Annotated in this window: 21 protein-coding genes; 9 read left to right on the top strand and 12 right to left on the bottom strand. The window is 40.6% G+C overall.

What is annotated here, in order from left to right:
- Positions 1–72: 72 nt before the first annotated feature.
- Complete coding sequence (ung, locus tag FO440_RS17745) at positions 73–753, top strand: uracil-DNA glycosylase (RefSeq protein WP_144249623.1); 681 nt, start codon at positions 73–75, stop codon at positions 751–753.
- Positions 754–842: 89 nt separating this feature from the next.
- On the opposite strand, the gene FO440_RS17750 is transcribed toward ung, so the two are convergent.
- Positions 843–1,313: an Lrp/AsnC family transcriptional regulator gene (locus FO440_RS17750; protein ID WP_144249624.1), complete on the bottom strand. Its 471-nt coding sequence runs from the start codon at positions 1,311–1,313 to the stop codon at positions 843–845.
- 122 nt (positions 1,314–1,435) lie between these two features.
- On the opposite strand from FO440_RS17750, the gene FO440_RS17755 reads away from it, so the two are divergent.
- From FO440_RS17755 to FO440_RS17770, 4 genes are all read left to right on the top strand, one after another.
- Positions 1,436–2,086, top strand: a complete 651-nt coding sequence (locus tag FO440_RS17755; RefSeq protein WP_144249625.1) for a metal-dependent transcriptional regulator — start codon at positions 1,436–1,438, stop codon at positions 2,084–2,086.
- Positions 2,083–3,966: an Nramp family divalent metal transporter gene (locus FO440_RS17760; protein WP_144249626.1), complete on the top strand. Its 1,884-nt coding sequence runs from the start codon at positions 2,083–2,085 to the stop codon at positions 3,964–3,966. Before FO440_RS17755 ends, FO440_RS17760 begins: the two co-directional genes overlap by 4 nt.
- Before the next feature lie 101 nt (positions 3,967–4,067).
- Positions 4,068–4,520, top strand: a complete 453-nt coding sequence (gene smpB, locus FO440_RS17765; protein ID WP_144249627.1) for an SsrA-binding protein SmpB — start codon at positions 4,068–4,070, stop codon at positions 4,518–4,520.
- Entirely contained in the window at positions 4,520–4,762 is a 243-nt protein-coding gene (locus FO440_RS17770) for a hypothetical protein (protein ID WP_144249628.1), read from the top strand. The genes smpB and FO440_RS17770 overlap by 1 nt, the downstream gene beginning before the upstream one ends.
- Before the next feature lie 7 nt (positions 4,763–4,769).
- On the opposite strand, the gene FO440_RS17775 is transcribed toward FO440_RS17770, so the two are convergent.
- Positions 4,770–5,426, bottom strand: a complete 657-nt coding sequence (locus FO440_RS17775) for a protein-L-isoaspartate(D-aspartate) O-methyltransferase (protein ID WP_144249629.1) — start codon at positions 5,424–5,426, stop codon at positions 4,770–4,772.
- Positions 5,427–5,614: 188 nt separating this feature from the next.
- Here FO440_RS17775 and FO440_RS17780 point away from each other — a divergent pair, with 188 nt between their 5' ends.
- Positions 5,615–5,923: a hypothetical protein gene (locus FO440_RS17780; protein ID WP_144249630.1), complete on the top strand. Its 309-nt coding sequence runs from the start codon at positions 5,615–5,617 to the stop codon at positions 5,921–5,923.
- Positions 5,924–5,928: 5 nt separating this feature from the next.
- Here FO440_RS17780 and priA read toward each other — a convergent pair whose 3' ends face one another.
- Together priA and FO440_RS17790 are read right to left on the bottom strand one after the other, a co-directional pair.
- On the bottom strand, positions 5,929–8,418 hold the full coding sequence (priA, locus tag FO440_RS17785; RefSeq protein WP_144249631.1) for a replication restart helicase PriA: 2,490 nt from the start codon (positions 8,416–8,418) through the stop codon (positions 5,929–5,931).
- A 3-nt stretch (positions 8,419–8,421) separates the two neighbouring features.
- The gene (locus FO440_RS17790) at positions 8,422–8,805 is read right to left on the bottom strand and encodes a DUF423 domain-containing protein (RefSeq protein ID WP_144249632.1); all 384 of its coding nucleotides are present in this window, start codon (positions 8,803–8,805) and stop codon (positions 8,422–8,424) included.
- 195 nt (positions 8,806–9,000) lie between these two features.
- On the opposite strand from FO440_RS17790, the gene FO440_RS17795 reads away from it, so the two are divergent.
- The gene (locus FO440_RS17795) at positions 9,001–10,476 is read left to right on the top strand and encodes a hypothetical protein (protein ID WP_144249633.1); all 1,476 of its coding nucleotides are present in this window, start codon (positions 9,001–9,003) and stop codon (positions 10,474–10,476) included.
- Positions 10,477–10,596: 120 nt separating this feature from the next.
- The gene (locus tag FO440_RS17800) at positions 10,597–12,066 is read left to right on the top strand and encodes a DUF5723 family protein (protein ID WP_144249634.1); all 1,470 of its coding nucleotides are present in this window, start codon (positions 10,597–10,599) and stop codon (positions 12,064–12,066) included.
- On the opposite strand, the gene tsaB is transcribed toward FO440_RS17800, so the two are convergent.
- The 5 genes from tsaB to mscL all read right to left on the bottom strand — a co-directional run bounded on the left by tsaB (position 12,063) and on the right by mscL (position 14,239).
- Positions 12,063–12,749 carry a tRNA (adenosine(37)-N6)-threonylcarbamoyltransferase complex dimerization subunit type 1 TsaB gene (gene tsaB, locus FO440_RS17805; protein ID WP_144249635.1) on the bottom strand — a complete coding sequence of 229 codons (687 nt, stop codon included), beginning with the start codon at positions 12,747–12,749 and terminating at the stop codon, positions 12,063–12,065. The two genes, FO440_RS17800 and tsaB, sit on opposite strands and share 4 nt — an antisense overlap.
- Before the next feature lie 78 nt (positions 12,750–12,827).
- Positions 12,828–13,070: a membrane protein insertion efficiency factor YidD gene (gene yidD / locus FO440_RS17810; protein WP_144249636.1), complete on the bottom strand. Its 243-nt coding sequence runs from the start codon at positions 13,068–13,070 to the stop codon at positions 12,828–12,830.
- Positions 13,067–13,447, bottom strand: a complete 381-nt coding sequence (gene rnpA / locus FO440_RS17815) for a ribonuclease P protein component (protein WP_144249637.1) — start codon at positions 13,445–13,447, stop codon at positions 13,067–13,069. The genes yidD and rnpA overlap by 4 nt, the downstream gene beginning before the upstream one ends.
- A gap of 72 nt (positions 13,448–13,519) precedes the next feature.
- Complete coding sequence (rpmH, locus tag FO440_RS17820) at positions 13,520–13,678, bottom strand: 50S ribosomal protein L34 (RefSeq protein WP_144249638.1); 159 nt, start codon at positions 13,676–13,678, stop codon at positions 13,520–13,522.
- A gap of 153 nt (positions 13,679–13,831) precedes the next feature.
- A complete protein-coding gene (gene mscL / locus FO440_RS17825; RefSeq protein ID WP_144249639.1) occupies positions 13,832–14,239 on the bottom strand; it encodes a large-conductance mechanosensitive channel protein MscL in 408 nt (135 codons plus the stop codon).
- A 158-nt stretch (positions 14,240–14,397) separates the two neighbouring features.
- Here mscL and rpoN point away from each other — a divergent pair, with 158 nt between their 5' ends.
- Positions 14,398–15,873 carry an RNA polymerase factor sigma-54 gene (gene rpoN / locus FO440_RS17830; RefSeq protein WP_144249640.1) on the top strand — a complete coding sequence of 492 codons (1,476 nt, stop codon included), beginning with the start codon at positions 14,398–14,400 and terminating at the stop codon, positions 15,871–15,873.
- 69 nt (positions 15,874–15,942) lie between these two features.
- Here the strand turns inward: rpoN and FO440_RS17835 are convergent, their stop codons facing one another.
- The 3 genes from FO440_RS17835 to FO440_RS17845 all read right to left on the bottom strand — a co-directional run bounded on the left by FO440_RS17835 (position 15,943) and on the right by FO440_RS17845 (position 22,930).
- Positions 15,943–16,962, bottom strand: a complete 1,020-nt coding sequence (locus FO440_RS17835) for a PorP/SprF family type IX secretion system membrane protein (protein ID WP_144249641.1) — start codon at positions 16,960–16,962, stop codon at positions 15,943–15,945.
- A 196-nt stretch (positions 16,963–17,158) separates the two neighbouring features.
- A complete protein-coding gene (locus FO440_RS17840; RefSeq protein ID WP_144249642.1) occupies positions 17,159–19,252 on the bottom strand; it encodes a T9SS type B sorting domain-containing protein in 2,094 nt (697 codons plus the stop codon).
- Positions 19,253–19,339: 87 nt separating this feature from the next.
- The gene (locus FO440_RS17845; RefSeq protein ID WP_144249643.1) at positions 19,340–22,930 is read right to left on the bottom strand and encodes a PKD domain-containing protein; all 3,591 of its coding nucleotides are present in this window, start codon (positions 22,928–22,930) and stop codon (positions 19,340–19,342) included.
- Positions 22,931–22,978 lie beyond the last annotated feature (48 nt).

Consider the following 22,978-nt stretch of genomic DNA (forward strand, 5'->3'; position numbering starts at 1 on the left):
ATTTGTTATCCTCTAAATTTGAGTGCAAATATCCGTTTATTTGTACTCTTAACCAACATTTCATAAATATTTATGGCAATTGAATTAGAAGCCTCATGGCTTGAAGTTTTAGGTGATGAATTTGAGAAAGATTACATGCTAAAGCTGAGGCAGTTTTTAAAGGAAGAAAAGCAGGCAGGTAAAATCATCTATCCAAAAGGCGGCGATATTTTTAATGCCTTTGCTAAAACTCCGTTTGATGAAGTTAAGGTGGTGATATTAGGCCAGGATCCCTATCACGGGCCTAACCAGGCACATGGCTTATCTTTTTCCGTACAAAGAGGCATAGCAACCCCGCCATCGCTACAGAATATCTACAAAGAGCTGGCAACAGATATCCCCGGCTTTACCATACCCAAAACCGGCGATCTGACCGAATGGGCAGAGCAGGGCGTATTATTATTAAACGCCACATTAACAGTACAGGCGGCTATGGCCGGTTCTCATCAGAAAAAAGGATGGGAACAATTTACAGATGCCGTCATCAAAACCATCTCTGATAAAAAGGAAGGTGTGGTATTTATCCTTTGGGGCGCCTATGCACAATCAAAATCAGTTTTGATTGATGACACTAAACACCTGGTGATCAAATCAAGTCACCCGTCTCCGATGGCAGTAATAAAAGGTAATTTCTTTGGATCAAAACCTTTCTCAAAAACAAATGCCTATTTACAGCAGCACGGCGAAAAACCGATTGACTGGCAGATACATTAATGTTAGTTGATTAGTTAATTAGAGGTTAGAGATTAGTAATTAGCACACCCCTAATCTCTAATTAACTAATCTCTAATCTTTGCCAAGGCCTAATACTCCAACGGTACTATCGGTTCTTTTTTGCTGGTTGACATGATCATCATGGTTTGAAAAGTTTTAACCACGCTTATGCGGCTGATCTTTTCCATAATCAGTTGCTCATATGATTTAATGTCACGCACATAAACCTTGAGCAAAAAATCGCACTGCCCTGTTACGTGGTGGCATTCTGTAACCTCCTTAATGTTTAATATCTCATTAATAAAAGTCTGGATGGTATTTTTCTGGTGAAAGTCAAGTGAAATCTGGATAAATGTTTTAATACCCAGGCCCAGCTTTTCCTCGTCAACCAGGGCATGGTAACTCTTTATATATTCTGAATTTTCCAGTTTACGTACACGCTCAAGGGTAGGCGCCGGCGACAGACCAATTTCTGTTGAAAGCTGAAGGTTTGTTATCCTCCCGTTTTCCTGTAATGTTTTAAGTATTTGTAAGTCAATCTTATCTAATTCTGCTGCCATGATAAAGTCAATAAATCAGAACAAATTACAAAATTTAATTCGTCAATATCAAGATATGTAAAATATAATTTTTTAAACATTTATTTTTAGACAAGTCTAAATTTTTTGTTAGATTTGCTTAAATGAATACTTTAGCCGAAGAGAATTACTTAAAAGCAATTTATCACCTATCGTTAAACGATGTTAATGTAAGCACCAATCAAATTGCTGCAGCATTAAACACAAAAGCAGCGTCGGTTACAGATATGCTTAAAAAACTGGCCGATAAAGAGCTGATCAATTACGAGAAGTATCAAGGCGTAACGCTAACTTACACAGGCGAAAAGATCGCTTTGCATATCATCCGCAAGCACCGGCTTTGGGAATATTTTTTAGTAGAAAAGCTTCATTTTAAATGGGACGAGGTACATGAAATGGCTGAAGAAATGGAACATATCTCGTCTGTTGAACTGATTGACCGGCTGGATAAATTTATGGACTACCCCAAGCACGACCCCCACGGCGACCCTATCCCCGACCGCGACGGCAATTTTAAAAAACATGAGCTTACACCAATCGCCTCGCTTAATGTTAATGAAAGCGGTGTGATCTCGGGCGTGCGCGACCACTCGCCTACCTTTCTGCAATACCTTGAAAAACAACAATTGGTTATAGGCAAAAAAATAAAAGTTACAGACATAATTGAATACGACAACTCTATGATACTACAGGTTGAAAATATAACTACTCACATCAGCCGCGAAGTGGCTAAAAATTTATTGATAGCCATATGAGTAAACCATACAATGAATCATTAGGGAATGTACACGGGTCTGTAACTACCGAAAATAAAACCGGCTGGAAAAAGATCCTGGCCTTTATCGGCCCTGCTTACCTGGTAAGCGTCGGTTATATGGATCCGGGCAACTGGGCTACCGACATAGCAGGTGGCAGCGCGTTCGGGTATAAGCTGATCTGGGTATTATTCGCGTCAAACCTGATAGCGCTTTTACTGCAATCATTAAGCGCAAGGTTAGGTATAGTGCGCGGGCTTGACCTGGCACAGGCATCAAAGATCACCTATCCGCGATTTGTTAACTTTTGTCTATACATACTGGCGCAGATAGCCATCATAGCCTGCGACCTGGCAGAGATTATCGGGATGGCTATTGGCCTAAACCTGCTGTTTCATTTGCCGCTGATATGGGGCGTATCGCTTACCATAACAGATACCTTGCTAATGCTCTTCCTAATGAATAAAGGGATGCGTAAGCTTGAATCCTTCATCATATCCATGATATTTATTGTAGGGCTATCTTTTTTAATAGAGATGTTTATTGTTACTCCCGATGTAAAAGAGGTTGCTTTAGGATTTATACCCGGTAATTTAACCGGCAGCGCGTTATATGTTGCTATTGGTATCATCGGCGCAACGGTAATGCCGCATAACCTTTACCTGCATTCGTCATTAGTGCAGACGAGGCAAATAACCCGTACAGATCAGGGTATAAAAACAGCCATAAAGTTTAACCTATTTGATACGGTGATCGCGCTTAACCTGGCGTTTTTAGTAAACGCGGCTATCTTGATACTGGCAGCCAGCGCATTTTTCAAGAACGGTTATTTCCAGATAGCAGAGATACAGGATGCTTACAAGTTATTAGAACATATTTTTGGCAAAACGGCACCTGTTTTATTCGCCATTGCGTTAATTGCCGCGGGCCAAAGTTCTACCATAACCGGGACTCTTGCCGGGCAGATCATCATGGAGGGCCATATCAACCTGCGTGTTGAACCATGGCTGCGCCGATTGCTGACAAGGATCCTGGCTATTGTACCTGCTATGTTTACCATCATTTATTCCGGCGAGGATGGCTTAGGCAATCTGATCATCTTGAGCCAGGTTGTTTTGAGTTTACAGTTGGGCTTCGCGGTTATCCCGCTGATCCATTTTACATCCGACAGGAAAAAGATGGGGAATTTTGCCATCAGCTTAAAAGTTAAAATTGTAGCCTGGGCAAGCGCCATTTTAATTGTGGGCCTTAATGCCAAACTGGTTTACGAGCAAATAAATACCTGGGCCAAGGCCTCGCCATCAACCGCGTTTTGGATGTACGTATTGGTAATACCTGTTGTGATAGGTATTGCGCTGTTATTGCTCTATGTTTTTTTAAGGCCGCTATTGTTTAAACATGCCGATGTACCAACGTATATTCCCCACGGTATCGCCGGAGAAATTGATAACCTGGATGCTATAGTATATCATACCATTGGCGTGAGTATTGATTTCTCAAAAAATGACACCAACTCCATCAGGCATGCTATTATGCAAGGCGGCAAAAAAGCGCATTATATTTTAATACACGTTGTTGAAACCGCCGGCGCACGTTACTACGGCGACCAGGCCATGGATCACGAAACCCAAAGCGACGTAGACAATTTAAACCGGTATGTTGAAGCACTCGTTAAACTGGGATATAAGGCCGAAGCAAAAATTGGCTACGGTATGGCTGCCACCTCCATTACCGAGATTGTGAATAACCGGAAGATTGACTTTATTGTTATGGGATCGCACGGGCACAAGGCATTGAAGGATTTGATATTTGGTACAACCGTAAACAAAGTGCGGCACATGGTTAATATACCAGTGCTGGTTGTAAAGGCGCAAGTTTAGAGGTTAAAGATTGGTTGATCAGAGATTAGTTATACCAAGTTCTCCAACTAATCTCTAATCACTAATTAACTAATCACTAAATTCTTTAAGTTTGCAACCTGATGAGCGACGATAAAATATACATAAAGAATAAAAAGGCTTATTTTGAATACCATATCCTTGACAAGTATACTGCGGGGATAAAACTGTTAGGTACCGAGATCAAATCTATCCGCAGCGGAAAGGCTAACTTAAACGACGCGTTTTGCACGTTTATTGACGGGCAGCTTTATGTGCGTAACTTACATATTGCCGAATACACGTTCGGATCATTCTATAACCACGAAGCTAAACGCGACCGTGTTTTACTCCTTAATAAAAAAGAGCTAAAAAAACTGCAAACCCGCGGCGAAGAAAAAGGGCTTACCATAGTTCCGCTTGCGCTGTTCATCAGCGAGCGCGGCTTTGCTAAATTAGAGATAGGCCTTGCACAAGGTAAAAAGACCTTTGATAAACGCGAAACCCTTAAAGAACGTGACACAAAGGTTGAAATGGATAGAGCGATGAAGAGATAATGGACTATCTAAAAACAATTAATTCAATAATAACCATATTGGAAGAAGCGGGTCACATTGACATTGCTGAGAAAATTTCCTTATTAGAAGATAATGCGTCTGTTGGATCAGAACTGTTAATGTCCGTCACTTACGAATTGCTAAATGTAATTAAGTCAAACTCTGAATTGAATATATTAATTGGAACAAAAGTGATAGGATTGAAGAAATACTGCTGGTCAATAGGGTTGCAAGTAAAATAACCCCAACTCACCATGCTCGTTCTCCCACCAAAGGCACAAACCTGAAAGTGTCCAGCACGTGTTTTTCGTAGTCGTGCTCACCGGTTTTTAGTATGGTAACCATTTTTTGCGCGTTTTCATCTCCTACAGGGATAACCAGGATGCCGCCTATATTCAATTGATTGAGTAATATTTCCGGCACTGTGGGCGCGCCGGCTGTTACAATAATTTTATCATAAGGTGCGTGATTTGCTATACCTTTTGACCCATCGCCTAAAAAGAATCTGGCTTTGTAGCCCATACGGGGCAATAAAGAACGGGTACGTTCGTATAGTTTTTCCTGCCTTTCGATAGTGTAAACTTTGGCGCCAACCTCTAATAAAATGCAGGTTTGATAGCCCGAACCGGTACCTATCTCTAATACCTTGTCGCCTTTTTTAATATGCAGTAATTCTGTTTGATAAGCAACCGTGTAAGGCTGCGAAATAGTCTGGCCCTCACCTATCGGGAAGGCAATGTCTTTATAAGCCTGGTTCCAGAAAGTTTCATCGAAAAAAAAGTGACGGGTAACTTTACCAATGGCATTAAGTACCTGTACGTCCTCAATACCCTTCTTTTTTAACTCTTCTACCAGCTTTTTTCTTGCTCCCTGTTCGCGGTAATTATCAATATACTTATAAGCCATTATACAAACAAAGTTATACAAAAAGCAGGTTGATTTATGGGCTATATATTGCCCGTAAACAAAATATAACGGGTGTGCCTGACAAAGAACCAATTAAAATTATTTAAAATAATTAGCCCTGTGTGTAGCGAAAATTATCCAGTGACCGTTTCATCAAATAAACCATCACTTACAATTATTTTAAACCTATGAGCAAGTCGCTAACCTTAAATTTATCGTTGATAATTGCCGTTATAATTATCATCTTGTCGTGTAAGCAAAATCCGGATACTACAATCAGTGCTACTATTATTGACCAAGGCCTGCCGGCTGCCGATGGCTGTGGGTGGATGCTGAAAATTGATGATAAACTTTACAGCCCTACAAACCTGCCCGAGAAATATAAAAAAACCAACACCAATGTTGAGATCACGTACAAGTTACTGTCAAGCCAATACCAATGCGGCATAGCGGCTAATTTAAAATATCCGCAGATCGAACTAAAAACCATCAAATAAACTGATCAATACGGATCAACATCAGGCTGTACTATGCTGCCCTTGCTTAGTTTAGTGGTTTGAAACTGGGTGATAATATCTCTGATAGTAGTTTTTACTTTATTGATAGATACGCCGTCCTTCTCAAACTTGAGCATAATGGATTGGATGTAATAGTTACGAATGCGGCTAACCAGCGGCACTTGTGGGCCTACCACACGCTCTTCGCCAAAATGCTTTCGCAATTCGTTACTCAGGTAGGTAGCTTGGTTATATAATATATCCGAATTTTTATGTTTAACATCCAGGTTGATGATTCGGTAAAAAGGCGGGTAATGAAAACCGCGACGTTCCTCCATTTCGGTAAAATACAGATCGCTATAATCGTTCTCTATCACCTGCTTGATCACCCTATGTGCCGGGTCATATGTTTGTATCACCACCTTGCCTTGTTTACCCCTGCGCCCTGCCCTGCCACTTACCTGGGCCAGCAACTGATAACTGCGCTCATTAGCGCGATAGTCGGGGTACTTCAGCAAACTGTCGGCATTGATGATCCCTATTACGGTTACACCCGCAAAATCAAGCCCTTTGGCAACCATCTGCGTACCTACAAGTATGTCTATCTTTTTCTCTTCAAGATCATTCAGGATATTTTGCAACGAGTTACGCGACCGCGTGGTATCCAGGTCCATGCGCGTTATTCTTGCATCGGGTAATAACAAAGTCAGTTCATCTTCCACCTTTTCGGTACCGAAACCCCTGTACTCTAAATGTGTAGACCCGCATGCCGGGCAAATAGATGGCGTATCTTCTTTGTAGCCGCAATAGTGGCAATGCAGTTTACCGCTATGTTTATGATAGGTAAGGCTTACATCGCAGTTAATACATTTTGGCGTATAGGCACAGATCCTGCACAGCAAAACCGGCGCGTATCCCCTGCGATTTTGAAACAGGATAACCTGTTCTTTATTGGTAAGTGCCTGTTGTATATCAGTCATCAGCACGCTTGTAAAATGCGACTGGATGGTTTTCTTTTTAGTTTCTTCGGCAATACTCACCACCTCGATAACCGGCAGATGTACGCCACCGTAGCGCTCGGTCAATTCTGCTAAACCATACTTATGCGTACGGGCGTTAAAATAACTCTCGAACGATGGTGTTGCTGAACCCAGCAACACCTTACCCTGGTGCATATTTGCCAGGAATATAGCCGCATCACGGGCATTATAGCGCGGTGCGGGGTCAAATTGTTTGTAGGATGTTTCGTGTTCCTCATCGACAATGATCAAACCCAAGTCTACAAACGGCAAAAAAACAGACGAACGCGCGCCAAGCACCACCTTATATTCATTGTTCAGCACTTTTTGCCAAACCTCGACACGCTCATTATCATTAAAACGCGAATGGTAAACACCTATACTACTGCCAAAATACTGGCGCAGGCGTTCAATAATGTGGGTGGTAAGCGCTATCTCGGGCAACAGGTAAAGTACTTGCTTGCCTTGTGCTATCATTTGCTCAATCAGCCTGATATAGATCTGGGTTTTGCCTGATGACGTAACGCCATGCAGCAAAACCACATCCTTTTGTTCAAACTGCTGTTTAATGCTTACTAATGCCGCTTGTTGCTGATCGCTTAACTCAAAATTAGCGTCCAGATCTTCCTCCTCAAAATAAAGACGGCTTACATTCTTTTCTTCTGCAATAAAAACTTCTTTCTCAATTAACGAATTGATACTTGCTGCACCGGCGCCGCTCTCTTCAATCAGTTCACTTTTTGATATGGCTTTTTGGTGTCGCGCCAGTTTAATGTATGCTAACACGGCATCGGCCTGCTTTGGGGCGCGTTTCTCTAAGATCCCAAAAAGTTCTTTTAAATTGTCCTGTCCCTGGTAGGCAGGATTAAGCGTTAAAAAGGTGCGTTTGCGGGGCTTGTAACGGTCGCTTACCTCTTCAGATATGTTGATGATATTCTTTTCAAACAATTCTTTTAAAATGGGCATTACTGTTTTTTGGCTCAGCAGCTTTGAAATATCACTTATGGTTAATTCGGGTTGAATATCAAGCGCCTCCACAATCAGATATTCCTTATCATGCAAAGCCGCCCTGTCATATTCAAATTCTTTATTGAGGGCGATCTTTGTTTCGCTGGCCAATTTTAGGGCTGATGGCAAAGCCGCATTCATTACCTCGCCATCATAGCACATATAATATTCGCCCAGCCATTTCCAGAATTGCAGTTGCCGGTCGGTTACTACAGGCCGGTCGTCCAGTATCTCCAATAAATATTTAGCTTCGTATTTTTCAGGCGGATGTTCGGTAATGGCCGTAACAATAGCGGTATAGAGCTTACTCTTGCCAAACTGCACCACTACCCTTTTGCCAACTTCGATGATGTTATTCAATTCGAACGGCACACGGTAAGTGTAATTTTTAGCTATGGCAAGCGGTAAAATTACTTCTACGAAAAGCGTTTTGCGATCTGTGTATTGAGCGTCGGCAAATTCAAGCATAATTTATTTACTCTTGGCAGCGGCCACAGCAAGCGAGAACCAACCAATAATAAAAAACAGGCCGCCCAACGGTGTTATAGGGCCTATTACTTTTGATTCGATGTGCAACAAGTCACGGCAGGCCAGTAAATATAACGAGCCTGAGAAAAATACAATCCCAATGGTAAACATGTAATAGCTTGTTATTACCCAACCGTTTTTACCTTTTGCAAAAACAGACAGGAACAGTAATGCAAAAACGTGGTAAAAGTTATATTCAACGGCGGTATGCCATACTTCAAGCTGCGCCGGCGCGATGAGCGCTTTTAGCCCGTGCGCCCCAAAAGCCCCTGCTATAACTGCCACCATACCTAATAGCGCCGCTGTAATAATTATTGATCTGTTCATGAAAAATATAAATGGCTAAGTTAACCAATTGAAAGTATTACTTGAATGCCTCGCTGTAAAAATCTAACTTGCATCGCAAACTATTACATGAGACGATTTATTATTATTACAATAATTTTGCTTATAGCCACAGCTGCTATAACAGCTGTCTATTTTAAAAAACTAAGAACAACAGGCCCCCATACCGCCGAAACAATGCGTACCATTCCAGACAACGCGGCTCTGGTATTCGAGTTTAACAACGATAATGGGTTTTACGATATTTTTGCTGGAAACAAACTATTTGCAGCAGTTGTTGGCAAGCAACAAATTGACGACCTGGATACATTGCGCAGCCAATTGCTGACCAATGCCCCGCTTCAAAAGTTCTTTGACGGACAAAATATTTTCGTCTCGTTACATCCGTTAAAAAATCATACAATAGAACTACTTGTCACCATCGCTGCCGACAAAGGTTTTGAGGTAACTGATATTGACAAGCTGCCAGGGCAATCAAACAAAAGCCTGCTGGTTACCGCGGTAAACTTTAGCGGCAAAAAAGGATATATTCTTTATTCGGGAATCTTAAAAAAGAGATTTTACCTGGTTAGCCAGGAAGACGGAATCTACGCGGGAAGTTTCTCAAAAGAACTGGTTGAGCAAAGCGCGCAATACGTTCCGCAAAAAGCTAAAAAGCTTTTTTTGATGTTGCCTGATCAGCAAAATGCAAATTCGCTGGCTAATTTGTATATAAACTACAGCCGCTTAAACTCTTTATTTGAAGCACTGTTTAAAAACAAGAATACCGATATTTTTAAAAGCTTTAAGATGCTGCCAGCCCTTGCGGCATTGAATTTGAATTTCAAAAATGACGCGTTAATGTTTACCGGTTTTTCAAATATCCAGCCAGATCAGCCTTCGTCATATTTAAACTTGTTTGCCAACCAGCAGCCCGTAGCCAATCACTTAAAAGATATTTTTCCATCTACCACCGCTTACAGCATCAGCTTTGCGGTGTCTGATCCTAAAAAATTCAAATCAGACCTGTCCGACTGGTACACCAAAGCAAAGCTGCAAAATCAAAAAGACTCAATATTTAGTAAAGTAACAAAAGAAACCGGCGTCAACTTAATAGCTGAATTTAACCGGGTGCTAAGCAACGAATTTGCCGTAGTAACAACCCGTTACATGGAGAAATATGCCATCATTAGCCTAAACAATGGTTCATTGTTTAAACCTATCATGAAAAACATCAGTAATATGGCTACCGATGAGATAGGCCAGGTAAACTATAACAAATTACCATTTTTTTTATTGGGCGATGCGTTCAGTGTATTCCATAAACCATGGTTTATGATAGTTGACAATTACCTGGTATTAGCTAACAGCGAATCAGAATTAAAAAGTTATTACGATTCCTATTTCAACCGCAAATTTCAAAGTAAAATACAACAGTATAACCAGTTTAATGACCTGGTAGCAGAAAAAAGTAATGTGACCTGGTTTATCAATTTTAAAAATGCCGACCCAGTTTTAAAACAGGACCTGAATGATCAATTCTACAATAATTTTGATAAAAGTGAAACAGGATGGAAAAATTTTTATGCGGCTTCGTATCAATTGATTGCTTCGGACAAAAATTTTTATACTTCTTTTTGCATGAATCTTAACCAAACAGATATTCAGCCATAAAACAAATCTTAATAGTTAACGTTTAGTTGAAAAAGCCCTTAATTCAACTTATTTTAGAAATAGTAGCTTTTGAATTTTACCTTTACGAACAAATTGATTAGCTCCTGATTACCTTTTTGAATGAAAAAAAGTTTATTTATCTTTTGCTTCTTCTTAATAACAGTTAAAGTTTTTGGGCAGCAGTTTTCGCAGTATAATACGGGCTCGTTATATGAGTCGTTTGAGAATCCGTCGCAGCGTGCGTTTATCCCTGATACAACACGCCAGTTCGCCTTTAACTTTTTCATTCCCAATTTTACCGCCAATTTATTGGTAGTTGGCAACGGACAGGAAGCTTTAAAAACCCGAGCGTTTTCTGCATACTACAATACGGCCAACCTTTTAACCGGCAAGGGCGGCTACAATCATATTAATATAAACGCCAATGCTTACAGCATTATGTTTAAGGTATACGCCAGCGAAAGTGGCGATGTGGAATTAGGCTTTTCTTTAAATACCAAAGCCGAGGCAAAAGGAGTTTTTACAGACGAGACTATTTCTTTATTTAACGCTTATACCAATTTTCCTAAAACCACATACACTAATTTGTTTAATGACAATTTTTATTACCAGGCATATAATCAAATTGGCTTTACCTATCGTGAGCAGGTTACCAAACGATTTGCTTTTGGTATTAAATTAAACGCTTTGTCAGGTATCGCCTATCGTCAAACCACGGTTGATCACTCAAGTGTTACATTTGATAAGGAGTCAGACCAGGCAACCATTTTTGCCCAGGGCACAAGCTATACCAGCATTATTCCTAAGGGAACATCAAACAAGGCTGTACTTTTACCTGATTTTTTAAATCCGGGGGCCTCAATAAGCATTGGTACATCATACCTTGATGATAACGCGTTTAAATGGCAGGTTAATTTAAAGGATCTTGGATTTATACACTGGAACAAAAAATCAAATGTAAGCACCTTTAATGGTAGTGGCGTGGTATCAGGTTTCTCTTCCAGTCAGCGCGAAACTAATATCTTTAACCGGTTAGACAGCCTTACCAATAATGATGGCAGTACCAAAGTGAAAGGCTTTAATACACCTACCAACGGTTTGTTAGAAGTAAGTGTTAACAAAACCTACTGGTTAAGTGATGACTTTGATAAAAACTTTAAGTTTTCGCCTACGCTGGTAGCATCTAAAGAGCTATTCTATTCAGGCTTTACCGCCGCATTAGTTGCCCCGGTACAGTATAGTAAATATATCGTATCACTTACCACAACATACAACGACCTGAAATTACTGGGTTTTGGCGGACAATTTATGTTTAAAGCCAATAACGCAGAGTTTTTTATTGGCAGCGAAAGGGCCTATCAAACGGCTTCGTTGACACGCAGGGCCATACGTGGTAAAACAAACAATGCCCAACCGCAAACACAAATAGATCTGCCAGGCTATAGTGGTATGGATATTTTCCTTGGTGTATCGTTTAAATTCGGGCCGGATATTGAGCACCGTTTAAATTCAAGCTCGATACCTATGGGAGAAAAAGGCTTTTTAGGCAAAATGTGGGATGGTATATTCCACAAGGACCATAACTACTAACCTTTTTTTTGCGTAACTAGAAAATCTTTCAGGTAGTACGGCTCAAAATAAGCCACATCTTCAAAATCCTGTTTAATAAATTTTTCAGCGGCGCTTTTTGTAAGATGAGTTGCCGAATTTGTAAAATCTGTTATAAATTTCGCATTGGCGTTTTTGCCTAACACATCACGGCATTTATCTGCACCGTCACCAAAAAACGCAATTTTGTTGTTTTTTAATTCAGTCGCAAAACTATGCTCATCTATAATTTCTGCTGATGTTGGTTTTATAACATTGCCATTTATATCAAATAGCGCTGTATACACTTCCATCCTGCGGGCATCAATCATAGGGCAAAGCAAAGTTTGGCCGTCAATATCCAAAGTACCAGCAATTCCATGCGCCATCGCGTCAAGCGTGTGTACAGCTATCAAAGGTTTATCTAAAGCGAAGCATAAACCTTTGGCTGTTGATACCCCAATACGCAACCCGGTATATGATCCAGGCCCGCTGCTTACTGCCACCGCACCTATATCAGCATACTTTAACCCTGACGATGCAATTAATTCATCAATATATAATGTAATTATCTCGGCATGGATATTACGCTCATTAAGCTGTTTAACGCCAATAACCTCGCCATCCCTGGCTAAAGCGACAGAGCAAACAGTAGTTGCGGTTTCTATTTGAAGTATTGTAGTCATTGGTTAATAGTCATTGGTCATTAAAGCAAGTTCACTCACTCACTCACTCACTCACTCACTCACTCACTCACTCACTCACTAAGGTACCGGGTCATGTCCGTGGCCTCCCCATGGATGGCAGCTGGCAATACGTTTAATGGTTAGCCACCCGCCCTTAAACGCACCGTGTTTCTTAATAGCCTCGACACCATACTGCGAACAAGTTGGCGTATAACGGCATGAAGCACCTGTAAGCGGCGAAATAAAATACTGGTATATTCTTATTAGCAATACAAAAAAACCACCTATAACGGCTTTAAATATAGCTGCTACGGCTTTCATTTTGCAAGTTCGGCGTTAAGCTGGGTTAAAAGTTTCAGCATTTTTTTTTCGATCAGCTCGTAAGGTGCAATTTCCTTTCCGATGTAACCAATTGAAAATACTATTCTTTTATCAGTAGCAAACAGAAGATCGTATAATTGTTTTTTGTTTAGCCGGTAGGCTTCGCGCATACGCCTTTTTATTACGTTACGGTCAACCGCACGTTTAAAACGCTTTTTGGATACCGAAAACACAATTTGCGCCGGAACCTGCTGTTCGCCGGGCATTAAAAGCCAGGAAGCTTTAAAGGGATAACATAAAAAAGAAGAACCGTTATGAAAAAGCTTCTCAATAAGCTTCTTATTACATAACCGTTCTTCTTTTTTAAAGGTATACATAGTTACTAATTATGAACCGTGATTTATTATAACAGGTTCAAAACTCCTTGTAACAGGGAAGTAACCGGATATTTATGCTTTATGGCGACTCTCGCTTGATACAGTTAGCTTTTTTCTGCCTTTAGCTCTTCTTGCTGCTAAAATTCTTCTACCGTTAGCAGTAGACATGCGCTCACGGAAACCGTGTTTATTTCTTCTTTTTCTTTGAGAAGGCTGGAACGTTCTTTTCATGACTTTTTTATTCTATTTGTTTTTTAAAAACAAGAGCGCAAATGTAGCGTAATTATTTAGTTTTTCAAAACATACATTTGAAAAAAGTTAATAGCCCCATGTTGATAATTTAATGTTTGATTATTAGATAACGCCAAACAATAAACTGTGCCTTTATTTTTTAGCTAACAAATCGCGGATCTCGGTAAGCAATGTTTCTTCTTTTGTTGGAACAGGTTCGGCAGCAGGTGCAGCCTCTTCAGGTTTTTTAAGCGAGTTGATTGCTTTAACTACCATAAAAATGCAGAAAGCTATGATCAAAAACTCTAAAACGGTATTGATAAAGTTACCATAACTGATAGCTACCGGGTCAATTTTCTTGGTCGGGTCGCCGGGTTTTAAGACTAACTTCAAATTTTTAAAATCAATGCCACCGGTAAGGTAACCAATAGGCGGCATAATAATGTCGTTTACCAGCGAGGTCACAATTTTACCAAAAGCAGCGCCAATGATAACACCGACAGCAAGATCAACAACGTTGCCACGCATGGCAAACTCTTTAAATTCTTTTACAATAGCCATAATTTTTGTGAGTTAATTAAGTTTGTAATTAAAGTTAGCATAAAAATACTGACCTAACCAAACAAAGTTTGTTTTTCGGCCTTTAGTCATAAAACGCTTTCCTTTTAACTAATTTTTAAAGTTATAGGTAATTCATGTAGATTTGCCATATCTGATTTATGCTAAAACAAAACCTCCAACAGAAATTACTACAAAAGCTATCGCCACAGCAGATACAGTTTATTAAGCTGCTGCAGGTGCCTACCGTGTCGTTAGATACACGGATAAAAGAGGAGTTGGAAGAAAACCCTGCTCTTGAAGATCTGAGCCTGACTAACTTAAATGAGCCCGAGGACCAGTACCCTGACCGCGACCCCGAAGATGATAACTTTAACAGCGATGAGGAAAGGGGCGAAGCTGACGAATTTAATATTGACGATTACCTGCAGGAAGATAACGTAAATGAATACGGATCACGTTATGACCAGAATGGTGATGACGAAGATGAGCGTAAAGAAATACCTTTTGCCGTACAAAGCTCATTTTTTGAGTTATTGCAGTCGCAATTGGATATGCTGCCGATGTCTGATAAGGATTTTAAAATAGCTAACCAGATCATAGGCAGTCTTGATGACGACGGTTACCTGCGCAGGCCTGTTACTTCGCTTACTGACGATTTGGCCTTCTCGCAAAACGTGATGGCCGAAGACGAAGAGGTTGAAGATATGCTAAAGCTGATACAAAGCTTTGACCCTCCCGGCGTTGGTGCACGCAGCTTGCAGGAATGCCTGTTGATACAGTTACGCAGAAAAGACATAAACGACCCCATCATAAAAAAAGCCATACTGGTTGTAGAGCATCATCTGGATGAATTTACCCGCAAGCATTATGATAAGCTTGAAAAATCATTGAACATGACCTCGGTTGAATTACGCGGCGTAGTAAATGAGATATTAAAGCTTAATCCAAAACCGGGCGACTCGAACGAGGTTAACACCAAGCAGATGCAGGTTATCCCCGATTTCCACATCAAAAATAGTGATGGTGTATTGATACTCACCCTTAACTCAAAAAACGCACCCGAACTTAGGGTAAGCCGCTCTTATCAGGAGATGTTTCAGCATTATGATAAGGCATCTCAAAAAGATAAAAAACTAAAGGAAGCGGTACAATTTGTAAAGCAGAAACTCGACTCGGCTAAATGGTTCATTGATGCTATAAAACAGCGTCAGCAAACATTGCTAAAAACAATGAATGCAATTATGCATTACCAGTATGATTTTTTCCTGACCGGTGATGACAAGAACCTTAAACCGATGATATTGAAAGATATTGCCGATAAGATAGGCATGGATATCTCTACTGTGTCGCGGGTTGCCAATTCAAAATACGTACAAACCGAGCATGGTACATTCCTGTTAAAATCATTCTTTTCTGAAGCGATACAGACCGAAAGCGGCGAGGAAGTTTCAAACAAAGAAGTTAAAAAGATCCTGGAAGAACATATAGGCAAAGAAGACAAACGTCACCCGCTTGCCGACGAAAAACTAACCGATATACTAAAAGACGCCGGCTACAACATTGCACGGCGCACCGTAGCAAAATACCGCGAGCAAATGAATATCCCGGTAGCGAGGTTGAGAAAGGAACTATAGTTTGCAGTTTTTAGTTAACAGTTTGCAGTATTTGATTTGCCAACTGCTAACTAAAAACTGCAAACTGATCTAAAATCCGTGCTGCGGGCAGGTAACCTTATAGCGGTTATTCAATAATATGCCTATCACAATTTCGTGCGAGCCGTAGCTTACATTGTTTAAGGCCGATGTGGTGATATCGTAAGAATAACCAACGTTAATAAACGAGCTTAAGTTAAACCCGGCTAATGCGCCAAATGAGTCGCCATGACGGTATGAACCTCCTATCCAAAATTTATCCTGGAAAGACATTTTTAAATTAACATCATAGGTTAGCGGTACAGGCTGGATCTCTTTTATCAGGAAAGATGGCAACAGCGTTATATCATCTGACACATATAATTTAGTACCTGCTGTAAAGAAATAGTGCGGCACAGTTTTACTTGCGTTTACCGCCTGGGTTGATGTACTAAAATATAGATTTTGTGTAAGTAACTGCTGAACAGAAACACCGAAATAATAATCGCCCGAATATAACCAGGCTCCTAAGCCCAGATCGGGGTGCCATTGGCTGTTGTTACCATTTGCTATAGCAGGGTCAAACGGATCGGCTAAAGTAACATCAGCAGTGTTTAAGTTGGTACGGTTAAAACCCGCGGAAACACCAACAGCTAAATTCAGCTTTGGGGCCAGACCCAAATGGTAGGCATAAGTTGCAGCAACGTTAGTTTGCGTTATTGAACCGGCCTTGTCAGTGACTACCATAAAGCCAATGCCATGATGCGGTTCTGAGGCCTGGTAGTTTTGCGTATATAATCTGCTTGACGGGTTAATTTCTCCCCCACCCGGAAAGGCAGTAGCATCACCATTAATAAAATTATCGCCAATTGGCGCGTTTACAGTTAAAAAACTGGTAACCGGGGCACCGTTTAAGCCACTCCACTGGTTACGATAACCTAATTTGGCATCCGTGTAATTCTCAATACCCGTTACAGCCGGGTTTAACAGGTAGTTATTAAATACATATTGCGTGTATTGCGGCAGCTGTTGGGCTATTACAGTATGTATACCAAAAGCAAAAAATATCAACAGGTAAATAATTTTCTTCATCAAAAATCTATGCTGCATGTTTTTACACACATATTTATTTAGTGGTAAGTATACTTACTACAATGTTAACATAATAGGTTTATACTGTAATTATACTATAAAAGTTATAATTTATAAGACGAATATAGCTTTTCTAAAATGATCTGACAGCTAAATAATCGTAATATTTATGCCCTACAATATACAGTTTTAATCATTATCTTAAAATAGCCAAATAGCCCGTCACAGGTTTTGTAGAATTTCCAAGTTTTATAATATAATAATAGGTACCAACCGGTAAGTTTGTTCCGTTAAGTTTTCCATTCCAGGGGATAGGATATCCATTAGAGTAATAAACTTTTTGGCCGTAGCGGTTTAATACCTCTACTGTGCAATTTGTGTACAGGTCTAAGTGCTTTATTTCCCAGTTATCGTTAATACCATCACCATTTGGCGTAAAAGCGTTGGGCGGGTTTACCGTTCCGGATATAATTTCCAATACACCCGGCATATATGATATAGTATAATTAGTGGCAACTGCCCCACTTACGTTAATTGGGTATAACCCTACCGGCGACAATTTACCAGCAGTGGTAGTTACTACAGGCAGGCTTGTTAATTGTGTCGAATCTTCCGAGTTTACAAAGCCTGTGTATTTCACTGTAAAAACGGGGTTGTCATCACCCAAAAACTTGTGCTTATTGTCCGCGGTAATGGTTAACGGCGCAGGTGTTACTATTCCGCTTATTGGGGTATTTACAGTTGTCGCCCCCGTGCTGGTTAGTTGTATATTACCGGTGTAATTACCAGCAGGCAATTTTGATTTCAACCTGACGTAAATGGGAGTGGACGGTATATCCCCTACCGATCCTACAGTAACCGTATTACTAAAATTCATATTGTCTGTACTTACTTCAAAACTATCAGAGGCCGTAATTACTAAACCCTCTTTAAGGTAAGCGGCCGATATATTTATTGTTTGGGTAATTCCATCTGTACCGTATTGCTCAGACAAGGCCGGGATGATTCCCGGATCAGTGATAACAGGCGCAGGATTTACAGTAACTGTAAATACAATCGGAACGCCATTACAACCTATACCCGCAGATATAAAATTACCGGTAGAGTTAGGTTGCCCCTGCCATGGGATTGATGATATTATTTGATTATTTGACGTATTGATCATAGTAACCATATCTGGCGTAACGCTGGTTACATAAAGCAAATTACCGCTTGGGCTAACAGATATACCCTGTGGGGCGCCCTGCACAGGTATTGTCTGCACTACCAAATTCGTTGCCGTATTAATTACGGATACAGATTTAGACAGAAAGTTTGAAACATAAACTGATTTACCATCAGGAGTAATAGCTAAACTATAAGGTGCCTGGCCAACAGGGATAGTGGTAGCAGCAAAGGTTTTGGAATTAATTGCTGATACTGTATTTAAGTAATCATTGGTAAGGTAAACGGTATTGCCGTCTGCACTTACAACTATGCCGTCGGGGCTTAAACCTATCGGTATTGTTTTAATAATTGATTTATCTGCAGTATTTATTGCATAAAGTGTACCTGTAGCTGCAATACCATCTGCAGTAACATACAATGTTTTACCATCATTACTTATGGCCACACTCAAGGCATAAGTAATGGGGATATCAGACACCGTATTATTTGTCAGATCAATGATCGATACGGTATTGCTTGATTTATTGGCTACATAAGCTTTTTTTCCATCGGGGCTAACCACTATTGAACCGGCATTTCTTCCGACAGGAATGGTAGAAATAACCTTGTTTTGCGCAGCATCTATTACAGAAACGGTACCTATACCGGCATGCCCATATACGTCATTTATGCTTAATACATAAACCCTTGTTCCATCAGGGCTTACTGACACTGCCCATGGCTGATTATCTACCGGAATATCTTTTACAAAATTTCCGTTGGCCGTATTAAATACAGATACCGTATTTAAGGATGAATTGGCAATATAAGCATATCCGTCAGACGTAGGTGTAGCCGTTATGGTTGCAATAATTGGTGTGGTTCCTTTATTTATAGCAGTAAATGAGGGGATATCGCCAACACCATTGCTTTTTAAACCCACAGCCGTATTATTATTAACCCACTTATAAGAACAGCCTGCCGATGAGAAGGAAGGTAATGCAACGACGTCGCCATTTGAAACGATTACAGAATTTTGAGCTATTACCTTTATCGGGAATAAAAAAACGCAAAACAAGCCCAAGGCAAAAAACCACCGGCTTAGTGCATATTTAAACTGACCAGGAATTAATGCAAACTTCAAAGTTTATAATACAGGCAACTAATTTATTAAATCTATTGGATGATAGTACCTTATATCGCAATATTAATATAGCCGACGTGTTTAACATCAGCGTATTATGGTTACATATCCGGCAATAGGTTTACGACCACTATTTGGGCTGATGATATAATAATAAGTACCTACGGGTAATCCGTTACCATTTGTTTGGCCATCCCAAGGTTTAGCATAACCATTTGAGAAAAATACTTTTTGCCCGTAACGGTTAAAGATCTCGACAGTAACGTTTGGATATTCGTTCAGGTATTTGATCTCCCAGGTATCATTTATACCATCACCGTTAGGGGTAAAAGTATTTGGAATGACAGGCACTTTCAAAACCTTTACAAACGTTTTTACCGATACCGGGCAACTTTGGTCTGACGTTACAGTTAAAGTATAAGTAATATCGTTTAATAAAGTTACAACCGGGTTTGCAACGGTATCCTGGCTTAACCCTGTGGATGGTGACCATTTATAGCTAAGCTTGCCGCCGCCTGCAACACTTGCAACCGGCCGTAACGTAATCTGTGCACCTTCCAGAACCGTGTATTGCGCAGGTAATGATACATCGGGTGTAGGATTTACCACAACCTGGAAACTTGTTGCGTACAAACAACCGGTATTTGCAGTAAACAAATAATTGATGGTATAAGTGCCCGGCCCTGCTGTTTTAGGATCAAACGCCCCTGCCGATGTTATACCCGTACCTGTAAATGTGCCGGTACCAGCAATGTTTGAATTTCCGGTGATGTTTACGGTAGCATCGTCCTGGCATAATACCAGCGGATCAGGCAGCGCAACTTTATTTATAACCAACGCTACTACGGGATTTGGCTGTATGATTATTGTTTTTTGATATGGTGTCCAGCAGGTTTGCCCAGAATAAGCATGTAATACTACGTTATAACTTTGCGATAGGGTAGTATTATTTATCCCGTAAAAATGACTGTATATTTTATTATTGTGCATAGTAGTTTTGTCAAACACAACGCTATCGGTAGGGTGATTGGCATAATCAAAGAACCATACCAGTTTAATTACATTGCCTATGTTACCCACGGTAATTGCTGAAACATCTGTAAACGATACACTGTCACTACTGCAAAGGTTTGCCTCACTTTTTACAGTAAAACCGGCGTCGGGATTAGCCCCTGTTACCGGGAATGTTTTTGTAATGGTCGAGTCGCACCCGTATTTTGATGTTACTGTTAATTTGGCCGTGTAGTTGCCTTGCGCATGGTAAATGTGTTTGGGCGCTTGTTCTGTTGATGTATTTGAACTACCGCTTGACGGGTCGCCAAAATCCCATTTATAAGTAAAATCGCTTTCCGTATTATCGGCAATAGTACTTATTGAAGTAAACTGAGCGTATGGGTCATGCAGGCATATATCCGGCACAGTAAAGTTGGCAACAGGTAGCGGGTTTATTGTTAAAGTTTTTGTTAACGTATCACTAATGCAGCCCAGGTCTGTAACAACAACCAATTTTACTTTGTACGACCCTACTTTTGTATAAGTATGTGTAACCGGTTTACCATCCGTCGATGAAACTTTTATACTATCACCAAAATCCCAGTTCCAATTAATGATGTTTCCTTGCGTGGCTTTGGATGCAGCACTGTTAAACGTAACCACCCGGCCCGAGCAATCGGGCGTTGACGACTCAAATCCAGCTACCGGAAGGGTTGCTATCGTTACAGTTGTAGGTGCCGATACGCTTGAGCATCCGCTAAAATCAGCAATGGTTAAACGTACAGGATATTTGCCGGGTGCAGCATATTTATGTTTAGGGTTTTGCAGTGTTGATGTAGTATTGTCGCCAAAATCCCATAACCAACTTTTAATAGCTGCTGCTGTTACAGGTGTTTTATCTGTAAAAGCTGTCGAATCGCCCAGACAACCGGTTGGGGCGACGCTAAAACTAATGCCCGGCGGATCAGTGATCGAGAAATCATTTTCTATATCCAGATTTGATCCGCATACATCAGCTACCGGGTTAAATACAGTAGCAATTACATCATGTGTGCCGGCAGTAAGGTTTACCAGCTTATTATACTCATAGGTATAAAGCAATATGCCATTTTTTGTGGTAGTTGTTTTTACTACCGGGTTTGCATCTGTATATAGAAGAGTACCGTCCATATTCCAGTTAATACTGGTTGTCTGGAAAGGAATAGTTACCTGTAGCTTATAAGCGACGTTACTGCAACCGGCTATCTGGTTAACGGTTGGTGTTAGTGGGTTTTGAAGCGCCACATATTCATTCAGATCCTGCAGATTGGCACCAGCGCCATAACCATACGACTCATTGGAGCCAAACCCGTAAGCAATAGCGTTAAATGATGCCGAGGCATTGATGGTATGCGTACCTGCTGTAATTGATGTTGTATTACTGACCGCCTGCGGCCCCGATATCACCTTAATTTGTGCGTATGAATAGTTGGAGTTTGGAACAGCGATAAACTTATTGGCGTAAGACACCCCATCAATTGTAACTGATGAAGCTGCCGAAGTGGGAATAATTACATTAACGTAACTTTGTAAAATGGCATAATATCCCGTTGAGTAAAGTGTAACGTGGTTAAGGCCCTGTTCTACAGGGCTCAGATAGATCATTTCAGGGTCACCAATATCGCCCTTTCCAAGGGTACAATCTAATTCCTGGTTTTGTGTAGGCGAATATTGCACCACCTGTATTGGTTTATCGGCTGAGATACTATTGGGGGCAGTTGAGCTAAATTCATAATACAGACCGTTAGTAAAAGATGTTGTGCTTAGCGCCATCCCATTTAAGGTTACCGCGGTACTCGGGTCGCTTAATACGATGCGGAACACATCATAGGGCCTGTTTGCAAGCGGAGCGGTGATGTAGTTTTTTCCCCAGGTTGATGTTGGGTAAACCTGTTGAAATAAGTTATCAGAACTAAAATCATTGGTTTTATTTGCCACACAGCCTATCCCCATCCTTGAACTGCCCGAAAACACTGCTATTTTTTTGCACGAACCCGTAGCCGTACTTATAGATTGGATCTTTGTCCCGGTAAGATCAAGCGCTGCAAGACCCTGGTATATCTCGCCTTTGTTTAAAGATACATTAAAAGGTACACCCGCAGGCGACCCATCTGTTAGGTCCGCCGATGGTGTTATGGATACCGTTGTATTATCCTCGGTTGCTATGACGGCAAAGGTTGAAAATGCGGGGTTATCATCCGGCGCATTCGATAGTTGCTTATAATTGAGCGATAGGTAATCTTTACCCATAGCGTTAACCGGCAAAAGCAAAGTCGCGCCTGATACTTTTGAAGCATAGATATGGGCATAAACCGCTATTGGCCTGGCTGATTTAATATGGATACCCTGGGTTGAAAACTTACCAATACCGGATAAATAAGCGCTGCTGGGGATCTTGATAATGGTTACAGCATTAGCGGTAACATTAAAATTTTGCAGTAAATTGTCACCTATTTCAACACTGCCAATTGTTGAAATATCTGACGTAATATATAGCACCATACTGCTTGCTCCGTTGCCGGCAATACCGGCATTATGCAACATATAAGCGGTCCAGAACTCTGTGCCTTTATTAGTTTGCGCATAAGCTTTAAAGTCTACAATTAGTAACAGGGGAATTACAAGGATGTAAAAGACCTTCTTCAAGTGTTTATAATTTAGAAAAGAAACGTTTATTTCGAATAATTGGTATCA

Source organism: Mucilaginibacter corticis (assembly GCF_007558865.1).
Taxonomy (GTDB): domain Bacteria; phylum Bacteroidota; class Bacteroidia; order Sphingobacteriales; family Sphingobacteriaceae; genus Mucilaginibacter; species Mucilaginibacter corticis.